We start from the raw sequence: 14,259 nt of genomic DNA on the forward strand, positions 1-14,259 counted from the left end.
GTACAAAATTAAGCAGTAAATAACGTAGATATAACCAAAGTGGCCGATTAAAGTCAGTGATTCGGGTGCGTGAGTGCGGCTAACACAGTTGTCGCTTCAAGTACGAAGGGGGTTTACAGGGTGAGAACTCTATGCTGCAATCCAGCTCTAATTTATTACCTGCCGGATATTGATACCAACTTATGATGCAAGCGCAACAGTTCGCGCACGAGGTACTTGAGTGGTACCAACGCTTTGGTCGCAAAACCTTGCCGTGGCAATTGGATAAAACACCTTATCAGGTATGGTTGTCAGAAGTGATGTTGCAACAGACTCAGGTTGCGACCGTCATTCCCTATTTCCAACGTTTTATGTTGCGCTTCCCTGATATCAGTGCGTTGGCTGCGGCACCGTTGGATGAAGTTCTGCATTTATGGACCGGGCTGGGTTACTACGCCCGTGCCAGAAATCTGCATAAAGCCGCCCAAACAGTTGTTGAACGCCATCAAGGCGAGTTCCCTACTACTTTTGACGAGATTCTCGCACTGCCGGGGATTGGGCGCTCAACTGCGGGCGCTATTTTGTCGCTCTCATTAGGGAAACATTTTCCTATTTTAGATGGTAACGTCAAACGAGTGCTGGCCCGTTGTTACGCTGTTGAAGGATGGCCCGGTAAAAAGGAAGTCGAAGGCCGCCTGTGGCAAATCAGTGAAGATGTTACGCCAGCCAAAGGCGTAGGTCAGTTTAATCAGGCGATGATGGATTTAGGTGCCACGGTGTGCACCCGTTCTAAGCCCAAGTGTGAGCTTTGCCCACTGAATACCGGTTGTATGGCTTATGCTAATCACAGTTGGGCGCGCTACCCCGGTAAAAAACCCAAACAGACGTTACCGGAAAAAACAGCTTACTTTTTGTTGATGCAAAACGGATCGCAGGTATGGCTCGAACAGCGCCCGCCAGTAGGTCTATGGGGTGGTCTATTTTGCTTCCCGCAATTTTCTGAACCAGCCGAACTGGAGCGTTGGTTGCAGCAACAAAGTATTGCCAGCAGCAGTTTGCAGCAGTTAACTGCTTTTCGTCATACCTTCAGCCACTTCCATCTGGATATTGTCCCCATGTGGCTGAATACGGCGTCATCCCGTGGATGCATGGATGATGGTGCAGGTCTCTGGTATAACTTAGCTCAACCACCCGCGGTAGGATTGGCGGCCCCAGTTGAACGCCTATTACATCAGTTGGCAAAACAGCCGAGTGACCAACATAGCTAACCCCCTGCAACGTCAAGTATGAAGGGAATAGCGCCATAGAAGAGGATTTAGCATGAGCAGAACAATTTTTTGCACATTTTTAAAACATGATGCTGAGGGGCAAGATTTTCAGCTCTATCCAGGTGAGATTGGCAAACGTATCTATAACGAAATATCAAAAGAAGCTTGGTCACAATGGATAACCAAGCAAACCATGCTGATTAACGAGAAAAAACTGAGCATGATGAATGTGGAAGACCGCAAACTGTTAGAGCAGGAGATGGTTAACTTTCTGTTCGAAGGGCAGGATGTTCATATTGAAGGTTATACTCCACCGAGTAAGTAACCACACGGGGTCTGCGCTGGCCCCGTTGTTATTCCTCATCAAGATATGGCTTGTAAGATGAAGAAAATTTTAGCTTTGCTGATAATTGCACCATTGTTAGTGTCTTGCTCAGGCAATAAGAATCAAACAGAAAACGAAGCCTATGTCAAAGATACCAACGGTTTTGAGATTTTAATGGGCCAATTTGCCCATAACATTGAAAATATTTGGGGATTAAAAGAAGTCTTAATCGCGGGTCCAAAAGATTACGTTAAGTATACGGATCAATATCAAACCCGCAGCCATATCAACTTCGATGCCGGTACGATTACGGTTGAAACCATTGCCACGACAGATCCGGCGGCTCACTTGCGTCAGGCGATTATTACCACACTATTAATGGGTGATGATCCTGGCTCTATCGACCTCTATTCGGATGTTAACGATATTCAGATCAGTAAAGAGCCCTTCCTCTATGGGCAGGTGCTAGATAACAATGGCCAGCCGATCCGTTGGGAATGGCGCGCGGCCCATTTTGCTGATTATCTGCTACAAACCAGAATGCAAAAACGCACTTCCGGCCTGCATGTTATCTGGTCGGTCACCTTGCAATTGGTTCCTAACCATCTGGATCAACGTGCCCATAAATACCTGCCACTGGTGCGCCAGTCAGCGGAGCGTTATGGCGTCGAAGAGTCATTGATCCTGGCAATTATGCAAACAGAATCTAGCTTCAACCCATATGCGGTCAGTGGCTCTGATGCGTTGGGTCTGATGCAAGTTGTGCAGCATACTGCCGGGCGAGATGTGTTCAAAATGAAGGGCAAAAGTGGCCAGCCAAGCCGTAGCTATCTGTTTGATCCAGAAAATAATATTGATGCCGGTACGGCATATCTGTCAATTCTGCAAAATACCTATCTAGGCGGAATTCAGAATGCCACCTCACGGCGTTATGCTGTTATTACCTCTTATAACGGCGGAGCAGGTAGCGTATTGCGGGTATTCTCCAGCGATAAGAACCAGGCTGTTAATATTATCAACAATATGGCTCCTGGTGATGTATTCCAAACGCTGACCACTAAACACCCTTCAGGCGAATCTCGCCGTTATCTGGTGAAAGTGAACAGCGCGCAGAAGAGTTATCGCCGCCACTAGTTTTGTTTAATAGCGGATTTTATAGCCAAAGAAATTGGCGTTGCAGGTGGCTAATCCCCCCTGCAACGCCAACGAAGGGAAACTGAAATGGCAGGCTCCACCCACAGTGTCATTTTTATGTCTAAAGTGTGATCGCCTGACAAAAGTGCACATTTGAATAACAACCATTCTCAATAAAATGTTTATAGTATGGCTAATCATCCTATCCCTACTATCGGCAGATTGAACAAATGGACTTTGGACTTACCCTGTTTGAAATGGTGGTAATCTTCTCCACTATGGTCATCGCTTATATCATCTTTGGTATTACAGGATTTGGTTCTGCATTAATTGCCAGTCCGATATTAGCGCTATTTATTCCTGTCGCTAAGATTGTCCCATTATTGGCAATTGTCGATATGTTTGCAGCCATTACCAATGTAGCTCGCCATAGCCGTCATGCCGACCTTGCTGAACTTAAGCGATTAGTCCCACTAATGATTATTGGTAGTCTGATCGGCGCGACGTTACTGCTACGTACTCGCCCTGATATTTTGCTACTGGCGCTCGGCATATTTGTCATTTTATATGCCATTTACGCCCTTAGCCGGCGTAAACCACAAGGGCAATTCAAACCTGTTGCCGCCATTCCTTTTGGCTTGATTGGCGGTATCTTCAGTGCGCTATTTGGCAGCGGCGGGTTTATCTATGCTATTTATTTATCCGGCAGAATAGCCAGCAAAGATAATTTGCGGATTACCCAGACCACGCTTATCGGCCTGAGTACCCTCACGCGAGTTATTTTGTTTACGCTGGCAGGGGTCTACATGGACCTATCTATTTTATGGATGGTACTACTGTTGGTACCGGGGATGTTAGTTGGTTTGGTTATCGCCAATAAAATCAGTTTAGGGATAAGTCGCGACCAGCTTATCCGATTAATAAATATCTTATTGCTGATTTCCGGCACAGTTTTAGTCGCACGCTATTTAGGTTATTGATGAGCCTAATTTGTAATAACTTGTTGATAGACAGCCGATGCTCTCATTGGCTGTCTATCAGTACTTCAGTTTACGGCGTAATGACATAACCAAAGATACGCCGCCACTCTACATCACCTTTTTCGATATAAACGCCCTGCAATTCAGGCGAGAAGCCGGGCAATAAATTAATCCCCTCTTCCAACGCCAGGAAATAACGCTGTACCGCCCCGCCCCACATTTCACCTGGCACCACGCACAATACGCCAGGTGGATAAGGGAGTGCGCCTTCAGCAGCAATGCGCCCTTCAGCCTCGGCAATAGGGATTAGCTCGATATTATCGCGAATAAACTGGATATTGGCATCTTGCGGGTTCATTAATACCGGCGGTAAGCTGGCTTTGCGGAACATATCCTTTTGCAGTTGTTTAACATCATAGCTGACATAGAGATCATGCATTTCTTGGCATAACTGGCGTAGAGTATAGCCGCGATAGCGCTCTTCATTCTTACGGTATATCGTCGGTAATACATCACACAATAAAGCATCTTGCTCCACGTAGCGCTCAAACTGAGCCAGCATATCAACCAGATGTGCCATTTTTGCTGGATTTTCTGCCGGTGTTAGCAGGAACAAAATTGAATTCAGATCGCATTTTTCCGGCACAATGCCATTTTCACGCAAGAAGGTAGCCAGTATCGCTGCCGGAACACCAAATTGGGTATATTGGCCGCTGTTAGCATCAATACCCGGTGTCGTCAGTAATAACTTACAAGGATCAACCAGATATTGGTCTTGGTTATACCCTTCAAAGCCATGCCAACGTTCATTAGGCACAAAATTAAAGAAACGTGTGTCATTAGCAATAACGTCCGTATCGTAATCTTGCCAATTTTTACCACCGACAGTGGGAGGAATAAATGGCCGCAACATTGAGCAGCGTTCTAATAATAGTTTACGCGTATCGATGCCCAACTTGACACAATCCATCCACATGCGGCGGCCACTGTCACCAGAATGAATTTTGGCGTTAATATCCAGTGCAGCAAATAATGGGTAGAACGGGCTGGTTGAGGCATGCAACATAAATGCATTATTAAAACGTTTATGATTACAGTGCCGTTTTTGCCCTTTGATATGATTATCTTTTTTATGTACCTGCGAGGTTTGGGAGAAACCAGCCTGCTGCTTGTGCACTGACTGAGTCACAATAATCCCAGGGTCATTTTCATTTAAATCCAGCAATAGCGGTGAGAAATCCTTCATCATCGGAATAAACTGTTCGTAACCTACCCACGCAGAATCAAACAGAATGTAATCACACAAATGACCAATAGTATCAACCACCTGACGTGCGTTATACACCGTGCCATCGTAGGTACCCAACTGAATGATCGCCAATCTGAATGGCCGCGCCTCTTCTGCTCTTTCTGGCGCAACGTCCCGCAATTGCTGGCGTAAATAACGCTCGTCGAAACAATGAGCATCAATACCACCAATAAAACCGAACGGGTTGCGGGCCGTTTCCAAATAGATTGGTGTCGCCCCAGCCTGAATCAGCGCACCATGATGGTTGGATTTATGGTTATTACGATCGAACAATACCAAATCACCACGGGTCAATAAGGCATTAGTCACGACCTTATTCGCAGCCGATGTACCATTCAAAACAAAATAGGTTTTATCCGCATTGAAGACCTTAGCTGCATATTTTTGTGCATCTTTAGCTGCACCTTCATGGATCAGCAAGTCACCCAGTTTGACGTCTGCGTTGCACATATCTGAACGGAAAATGGTCTCGCCATAAAATTCAAAAAACTGGCGACCGGCAGGATGCTTACGGAAAAACTCGCCACCCTGATGGCCTGGGCAAGCAAAAGTTGAATTATTCATCTCGACATATTTTTTCAATGTTGAGAAAAATGGCGGTAATAGATTTTTTTGATATTCACTGGCGGCAGCCTCTACCTGAGCATTGTAAAAAGCTTTGTTTGCTTCGCCGAGCGTAATAATCCCCTTAATCAGAGGCAAATAATCGGCAGAAACCGTCTGTTGTGCCGTGACAGCAACAAAAGTAGGAATAGCAAAACCCAGATCATGCAACTTTGACAATATACCGGCATTGGCATCTTCAACCGACATCACCACAGCGGCAACATCAGTAAAATCAGTTTGATTGAGGTATACCATTCCCCGCTGGCTTTCTATATAAGAAGCCAAACGAGCACTTGTTGCTATTTTTAATAGTGTCATGTCACTTACTCTCAAACGGTCAGGTATGAGGCTGCCATTTTGGCATGTATATGACATCGCATAAGGTGAAGATTTTATGCAATGCCGGCAAATTGATATCTATTACGCACACGATCACTCGCTCAAATAGAAGCTAGAATAGTGAGTTAACTGGTCTTCGCATCGACCAATAGACATCAGTAAAATCAGAGATCCAGCTCTATTTTTAATAATGCCTAACAGTGAGCGACAGATAGCCTTACCGCATGGAAGTAACAAGGAACTTAACAGCAGATAAACAGGAGAAATAGCATGAGAAGCGCTCATTATGCATTGAATAGTCTACTACTGTCATAACCGCCTCCTGCTTACTTAATCGAAATGATATGGATTAGAGGGATGAATAGTAACGCTAAATTTTCGCAATAATTGCATGTTTTGCCGGCAGGTTCAACCTTGTAGGCCAATAAAAATGCACTTTTAGTGAATATCTAAGCCATTGTTATTTAACACACTAAAAAATAAAAAATCTATAAATCAAGTAGATGAAATATGTAGATACACCATAAAAATTAACTTCCCAACAGTTTTCTCGCTATTTTTGCATGAAAAGAGAGCAACCGATCGCCTTTATAAGAGAAACTCATTGACGACTTGCCGCCAATACGGTTTAATGCGCCCCGTTGCCCGGATAGCTCAGTCGGTAGAGCAGGGGATTGAAAATCCCCGTGTCCTTGGTTCGATTCCGAGTCCGGGCACCACCTTATTATCAATGGACGTCAACCGACGTCTATTTTTGCATTTAAAATCCTGCTGTTACTGCTATCATCTCCCTTCTTCATATCAACTGAATTCAACCTGATTCTACCTACATCAAGTTACACCTGTGGGCACAAATGCGGGTACAGTCCAGTTCGATAATTATTATACCCACAAAATCTATTCCGGAGGCCATCCATGGCACTCACCGATGTGAAAGTGCGGTCAGCAAAAACCGAAGATAAACCTTACAAACTGACTGACAGCGATGGCATGCATTTGCTGGTTCATCCCAATGGGTCAAAATATTGGCGGCTACGTTATCGCTACCTCGGCAAAGAAAATACCCTGGCATTGGGCGTCTACCCTGCCCTATCACTTTCAGAAGCGCGGGCTAAACGCGACGCCGCACGCAAATTGATTGCCGAGGGCTCCGACCCCAGTGAGGTCAAGCGTGCGAAAAAGGCTTTACCCGATGCCACTCAAACATTCGAAGTTATTGCCCGGCGCTGGCATGCTGCTAATAAGCAATGGTCTGAGCAACACAGCGCAAAGGTGCTCAAAAATCTGGAAATGTATCTGTTTCCTGTGAACGGTACTCGCGATATCGCTTCACTCAGGACACCCGACCTGCTCATCCCTATTCGGGTAGCCGAAAATGCAGGATTTCTTGAAGTGTCTGCCCGTCTACTGCAACGCACCACCGCCATCATGCGTTATGCCGTCCAGTGTGGGATCATCGATTACAACCCAGCTCAGGACATGGTTGGCGCTCTTACCACGGTTAAACGCGTTCACCGGCCTGCCCTCGAACTCAATCGCATCCCTGAGTTACTATCACGTATTGAGGGTTATAAGGGCCAACCTCTTACTCGCCTGGCCGTGATGCTTAATCTGTTCGTTTTTATTCGTTCCAGTGAACTTCGTTATGCACGCTGGAGTGAAATCGATACAGAAAGAGCACTTTGGACCATCCCGGCTGAAAGAGAACCTATCCCCGGAGTTAAATTCTCACACCGAGGTTCAAAGATGCGCACCACGCATCTGGTCCCACTCAGCCAACAATCGTTAGCTATGCTGGAAGAGCTTCGCCTTTCTGGTGGTGAGAGTGGTCTGATATTTCCCGGTGATCATGATCCTCGTAAGCCCATCAGTGAAAACACCATCAACAAGGCATTACGTTTGATGGGGTATGAGACCAAGACGGAAGTGTGTGGCCATGGTTTCCGAGCGATGGCGTGCAGCGCATTGATTGAGTCTGGTTTATGGTCACGGGATGCGGTGGAGCGGCAAATGAGCCATCAGGAACGTAATGGTGTTCGGGCAGCATACATTCACAAAGCCGAGTTTCTGGATGAGCGCAGACTGATGTTGCAATGGTGGGCAGATTTTCTGGATACGAACAGAGAGATTGCAGTGAGTCCATTTGATTTTGCAAAACAGTATGTCCCACAGTAATAGCGCATGCCTTGCTCCCTGCTTGCTCAAGTATCTTATGACATAAAAGCCAACCGTCCCCTATTTATTGCATAATATCTGAATAGTAATAGATAAGGATTTAATCTGAGTCTAGGCAGGATATGTCTAGACTCAGTTATAAAATGGCAATTCATTTTTTGTTTATATTAGTACTAATCTAATTATTTCCTCATAGGTACAATTCAATTCACAATTTGTAGAAAGTTAAATATCGCTAATATGTATTCGGTAGTATCATATCCTTATAAGGACAGAGGCTTTTATGTAATTCATCTTCCATTGGGATTTTCTTGCTGGTACCAGCACACTGGATGATACCCATCGATATATAGGCATACTGTCAAAAAAACTAACCTACTGGAATAAATAGAGATTATGGACGTAGAGAATTCACTTTTTCAAGGCCGCTTATCCTTAGAAGAAAAGCTTGAGCGGGCACGCACAGAGTTATTGGATCTTTCTGCACGAAATAAATTGCTAAATATTCCTCGGTCCAAGACAGCAAAAAGCATAGATATTATTGATGAACGCTCTGAACAGATTTATCGCCTTCTATTACAAGAAGGGAAAGCATTTACTTTCTTACCAGGGCGTAGTGGAAAAGTAAATGGGGAAACTGAGGCGTTTCCCGAGGACGAATATACTGACTCAGATTTACAGCAACCAGAAGACGATGAGTCAGATGAGCTGCGTGCAGGGCACATCGATACGAAATTTCAAACACGTATGACCCCGAAAGGTTTACAAACACGTTTATTAGACCTCTACCACGACTCACGGACATTAGAAGAAGAGCAAGGGGTTAATATTCTGTTTTTAGCACTAGGCTCATTAAAATGGGTGGATCCAAAAAATAAAGAAAACATCCGTTTTGCTCCATTAGTACTGTTGCCGGTGACACTAGAACGCGGTACTGCTGGAGAGCGATTTAAACTAAGGGCTAGGCAAGAGGAACTTCTGCCAAATCTATCGCTTGAGTCTTATTTGGACAAAGTCCATCAGCTTAAATTACCGACTTTTGATATGGGAGATGACTTCGATATTGTCGGTTATATGAATGCCATTGCTAAAGCGGTTGAAACCAAAACTGATTGGGCGGTACAAGCAAACGATATAACACTTGGTTTTTTCTCTTTTGCTAAATTTTTGATGTATCGTGACCTCGCTCCTGAGAGTTGGCCAAGTGATAGCAAGATCACTGAACAGCCCATTGTTCGTGCATTGTTGTCTGACGGTTTCGAAACTTATGATACGTTGATTTCTGATGATGCTTCTATCGACCTGCACATACAGCCAAAAGAAATGCTGCATATTGTCGATAGTGATAGCTCCCAGACACTGGCTGTTCACGATGTGCGCAAGGGTCGAAATATTGTTATTCAAGGCCCCCCTGGTACAGGGAAATCGCAGACAATTGCAAACGTAATTGCATCTGCAATTGCAGATGGTAAAACCGTTCTTTTTGTTGCCGAAAAAATGGCGGCGCTGGATGTAGTCAAACGACGTTTAGACCACGCGGGTGTTGGTGATGCTTGTTTAGAATTACACAGTAACAAAGCCAATAAGCGCGCTTTGCTGGATGAATTAAAACGGGTGTGGGAACTGGGTTCCCCCCGAGGTGAATTTCCAGATATTTTACTGGAGAACCTGACTGCTTCACGAGATGTTTTAAATGAACATGCTCGCCGTCTGCACGAGCAATATAATCCATCTGAGCTAACACCTTATCAGGTTATGGGGCAACTCGTTCGCCTGCGTAGGGCAGGTCAGCAACCGGTTGATATATCACTTGTCGGGGCATTGAATTGGTCGAGCAACAACTATAATAAGCGCCTTGAACTCGTGACCGAATTAACCCAACGTATCCATGATATTGGCGTGCCAGATCAACACCCTTGGTATGGCGTAGGTCGTGAAGAGATTCTTCCTATCGAAGTCGAACGCCTGATCCCACGATTAAGTCAGCAAAAACAACATGTAGAAGCCTTACAATCTGAATTAAAGAGTTTGGCGGAAACATTAGAGATATCACCAGAGCCGCAAACATTCAGTGAATTAAACCGTCTTAAAACCGTTGCTGAAATCGTAGCGGGTGCACCATCATTATCACAAAATGCACTTACCTCCCCAGTATGGAGTTCAGACATTCAAGCGGTGCAAGAACTTATTTCTTACGGGCTACAATTTCAGCATGATGCTGCAAAGCTTGCCGATGCGATAACTCTTAAAGCTATAGATATACCATTAGATTCTTTAGATGAGGCTCTATCCAAGCTTCCACAAGATTTTTCATACTCCGGATTTAAAGCTGCAACGGTATTGAAAGATTTGCTCCCAAGATTGGAAACTGAAGTAAGTCGCCTTCAGAAAGAGTTAGGTACCAAAGGTGTTTACCAAACCTTTAATGATATATCACGATTAATAGCCTTGGCTGACCGGGTAGCAGATGCGCCAGAAGCCAGTTCGGATGCGTTTATTGCATCTGTCTGGGATCATGGGGTTGAGCAAGCATCAGAGCTCGTTGATGCAATTGCTACCCTAGAATTGATAAGAGCAACATTGGATACAGAGTTGCTTGATATCGCTTGGGATACAGATGTAAAAGCGGCAAGAATAGTATTAGCGTCTCAAACCGGACCATTGCGTTTTCTCAGTGGAAAATGGCGCAACGCCAGAGCACTGGGGCGTTCAATTATAAAAAACCCTAAACTCCCAATATCAGACCTGGTAAAGCTGCTCGATGACCTTTTGAAAGGGCAAGCGGCACTCAGTAAAATCAAAGAAGGCAATAACTTTGGTCAATCTGCTTTTGGGGCTGACTGGAGAGGCGATCGCAGTAAAAGTGAGCCACTGAGAGCACTTGTCGAATGGATGAGAACATTAAGAGGGTTCGGGGCAGAGCCGCGTGTATTAGTAAGCCAGTTAGCTGATCGTAATGTCGTCAAGGCCAGAGCGACACAAGTCAATAATTTGATAGTCGAAGTTGAATCAGCATTGAACCAACTCTGGGATGCTTACTCTTTAAGAGTAAGCGATTACTTCAACGATGAATTATCGGTGGAACGGGTCCCCTTGCAAAGAATAGAAGAGCAAGTGGATCATCTCATCTGGATCAATGGGCTATCTCATCAGGTGTTGCAGTACCCTCCTCAGCGTATTGATGAGCATAGTCAACTCATCATGCGAATTATTGAATTACAAGCACTAGCCCTGAAAATTTCTAACTATGACCAACTAGGTCGACAAGCTTTCGATAATGTTTGGCAAGGCGTTAATTCCAACTGGGACGAATGTGAGCAAATAGCAACGTGGATCCAACAATATTCACAGTATCGTTTTCTGGCTGCAACGCTTTTCAATGAGCGTTATATGCTCATTGAATCGGTGGAACACCTGTTGAATGAAAGTGAGTCAATTTTAACAGATATTGAAAAAATATCTGATGAACTACAGGCTAAACTAGAAATACTATTCAAATCGCCTTCTTCTGAGCTTCTGAGCATACAAAACCTATATGAAACACTTCATTCGTGGCTTGTTCATTCAGAGCAGTTATCCAAGTGGGTCGCCTATCAGCACCGCGCAACCAACGCCCGAAACTCAGGATTAGGAGAGTTAGTTGATCGGTTATCCAGTGGTCAGCTTTCTTTAGCAGAGGCGCTACCCACCATGGAACGTGCCTATTATGAAACTATTTTGGCTTATATGGTTGAACAGGCACCTGAACTGGCTCGTTTTGATGGGGAACTTCATTCCCGATTAGCGATGGATTTCTCAACACTCGACCGGCAACGTATTAAAGCAGCCAGTATCGAAGTCGTTCGAGCCCATCATCGGCGGATCCCATCCAAAGAAGGGGGTGCAGGGCCCGTTGGGATTTTAAGGGGAGAAATGGCTCGCAAACGCGGACACATGCCAATACGGCAATTGATGCAAAAAGCAGGTTCTGCGATACAAGCACTTAAACCCGTTATGATGATGAGCCCATTATCCGTAGCACAATTCCTTGTTCCGGGCAGGCAAACCTTCGACTTATTAGTCATGGATGAGGCGAGTCAAATCCAACCTGTTGATGCCATTGGTGCTATTGCTCGTTGTAAGCAAGTCGTTGTGGTTGGCGACGAGCGGCAATTACCGCCTACAAAATTCTTTGCAAAAATGACTGAGTCTAATCCTGATGACAGCGATGAAACGACTCAAGTCTCAGATATTGAAAGCATACTGGGTCTTTTCGTGGCACGAGGATTACCTCAGCGCATGTTGCGTTGGCATTACCGTAGCCGTCACCAATCATTAATTGCTGTATCAAATAGTCAGTTTTACGAGAATAAATTATTTATTGTGCCGAGTCCTTACACTCAAGAAGCCGGGATGGGATTACAGTTTTATCATATTCCTGAGGGTATTTTTGAATCTGGTGGAGCGGGAACTAATATCATTGAAGCTAAACATGTTGCGAAGGCTATCTTACAACATGCAAAAAATAGCCCTGAGTTATCCTTAGGTGTAGCCACATTTTCCGTTTCTCAGCGTAAAGCCATTCAGGATGAACTAGAAATTATCCGCCGCTTAAATCCTGATCTAGAGAGTTTTTTCTATTCCCATCCGAGCGAACCTTTCTTTGTTAAGAACCTAGAAAACGTTCAGGGTGATGAGCGTGATGTCATCATGATTTCCGTGGGATATGCCAAAAATGCTCAAGGGTATATGGCTATGCGTTTCGGTCCATTAGGGGCAGAGGGAGGGGAACGGCGTTTGAATGTCTTGATTAGTCGAGCTAAACGACGCTGCGAGGTCTATGCCTCAATAACAGATGAAGATATCGACCTTGAGCGGGCAAAAGGTAAAGGGGTTTTTGCCTTTAAATTATTCTTACAGTATGCGCGTACAGGGCGGCTTTCAGTGGCTCAACCAGGGCTGAGGGAAATGGACAGTGTCTTTGAAGAACAAGTTGCTGATGCTTTGCAATCTGCTGGATATCAAGTACATCCACAAGTCGGTATTGCTGGCTTTTATATAGACCTAGGTATTGCAGATCCCGATATGCCAGGGCGATACCTCATTGGCATTGAATGTGATGGCAAATCCTACCATTCTTCACGTTCAGCCCGGGAACGTGATCGCTTACGCCAGGCTGTGCTTGAAGATCACGGGTGGATTATCCATCGCATATGGAGTACTGATTGGTTCCAAAGGCCGGATGAGCAGCTACAAAAAACACTTAATGCTATTGAATCAGCAAAAATAGAGTTAGCGACCAGACTTGAACAAGGCGAAAAGGCGCGGCGGGCTGTTCCAGTAGAAATTATTACTGTTGACCGTGGTCCGATTACAGAAATTGGTCTTGTTGATGTCGATTCATCGACTCTAAGTTTCAAGGAATATATTGAAGCTAGCCCGATGAGGCATTCAGCCTATGAGTTACATGATACTCCAGTAGGTCTTTTGGCAGACTTAGTCGAGCAAATTGTGGCTATAGAGTCCCCTGTTCATTTCAGTGAAGTGGTGACTCGGTTAAGGACAACATGGGGCTTACAGCGTTCTGGTGCACGTATTGAAGCTGCTGTTGATCAGGCGGTATCAGTCGCCTGCTCTAAAGGAAATGTTGTTAGTGAGGATTCTTTCCTTTCTATCCCTGGTTCGTCACCAGTACTGCGCAATCGTCAAGGTGTGCAGTCCGCGGGGATACGCAAACCCGAAATGATAGCACCACAAGAAATCGCATCTGGAATCCGTCAAATTATAAAAAATAATTTGGGGGCTACAGACGATGAATTAGTGATAACCGTTTCACGGATGCTAGGGTTTAAATCGACAAGTAATACACTCAGAAAAGTGATCAGCGATATCATCGAAAAACTCGTTGAAAATGGAACGCTATACCGAGATCAAATGATGATTGTAGAAAGTTCCAGTAACAAAGAAGCTGTACGAAGCTAAGCAAACATGGGCTTTATTGTTGTCTAAGCCCATATTCGCTAGGTTTTCTGTACTTAAATTATGATGAAATGTAGTCGCTCAGGCCTGAACTGACGGCTACCGATTATTTATACCGGCATCTGTCAGATTTAATCTGGTTCATATTCTTATCTGCTTGGCTCGTTTACCATCAAGTAACGTATC

At 44.8% G+C, this 14,259-nt stretch carries 7 protein-coding genes and 1 tRNA gene; 7 read left to right on the forward strand and 1 reads right to left on the reverse strand.

All coding sequences use genetic code 11. The features are described 5' to 3' along the window. The first annotated feature begins 182 nt into the window (after positions 1-182). The 4 genes from mutY to V1956_RS21745 all read left to right on the forward strand — a co-directional run bounded on the left by mutY (position 183) and on the right by V1956_RS21745 (position 3,686). Positions 183-1,247 (forward strand): A/G-specific adenine glycosylase, encoded by a 1,065-nt coding sequence (gene mutY / locus V1956_RS21730; RefSeq protein ID WP_420071520.1) that lies wholly within the window; start codon positions 183-185, stop codon positions 1,245-1,247. Positions 1,248-1,299: 52 nt separating this feature from the next. Further along, positions 1,300-1,572, forward strand: a complete 273-nt coding sequence (locus tag V1956_RS21735) for an oxidative damage protection protein (protein ID WP_083162670.1) — start codon at positions 1,300-1,302, stop codon at positions 1,570-1,572. A gap of 57 nt (positions 1,573-1,629) precedes the next feature. Beyond that, positions 1,630-2,706 carry a membrane-bound lytic murein transglycosylase MltC gene (gene mltC, locus V1956_RS21740; protein ID WP_372560618.1) on the forward strand — a complete coding sequence of 359 codons (1,077 nt, stop codon included), beginning with the start codon at positions 1,630-1,632 and terminating at the stop codon, positions 2,704-2,706. A 230-nt stretch (positions 2,707-2,936) separates the two neighbouring features. Next, complete coding sequence (locus V1956_RS21745) at positions 2,937-3,686, forward strand: sulfite exporter TauE/SafE family protein (RefSeq protein ID WP_083162668.1); 750 nt, start codon at positions 2,937-2,939, stop codon at positions 3,684-3,686. Between the two features lie 70 nt (positions 3,687-3,756). Here the strand turns inward: V1956_RS21745 and speF are convergent, their stop codons facing one another. After that, positions 3,757-5,919, reverse strand: a complete 2,163-nt coding sequence (gene speF, locus V1956_RS21750) for an ornithine decarboxylase SpeF (protein ID WP_372560617.1) — start codon at positions 5,917-5,919, stop codon at positions 3,757-3,759. Positions 5,920-6,583: 664 nt separating this feature from the next. Here speF and V1956_RS21755 point away from each other — a divergent pair. The 3 genes from V1956_RS21755 (at position 6,584) to V1956_RS21765 (ending at position 14,076) form a co-directional block, all read left to right on the forward strand. Then, positions 6,584-6,659, forward strand: a tRNA-Phe gene (locus V1956_RS21755). 196 nt (positions 6,660-6,855) lie between these two features. Further along, positions 6,856-8,115: a tyrosine-type recombinase/integrase gene (locus V1956_RS21760; protein ID WP_012104652.1), complete on the forward strand. Its 1,260-nt coding sequence runs from the start codon at positions 6,856-6,858 to the stop codon at positions 8,113-8,115. Positions 8,116-8,511: 396 nt separating this feature from the next. Beyond that, a complete protein-coding gene (locus tag V1956_RS21765) occupies positions 8,512-14,076 on the forward strand; it encodes a DUF3320 domain-containing protein (protein ID WP_442825655.1) in 5,565 nt (1,854 codons plus the stop codon). Positions 14,077-14,259 lie beyond the last annotated feature (183 nt).

Origin of the sequence: Yersinia sp. 2540 StPb PI, assembly GCF_052217165.1 — a bacterium.
Taxonomy (GTDB): Bacteria; Pseudomonadota; Gammaproteobacteria; order Enterobacterales; family Enterobacteriaceae; genus Yersinia; species Yersinia enterocolitica_E.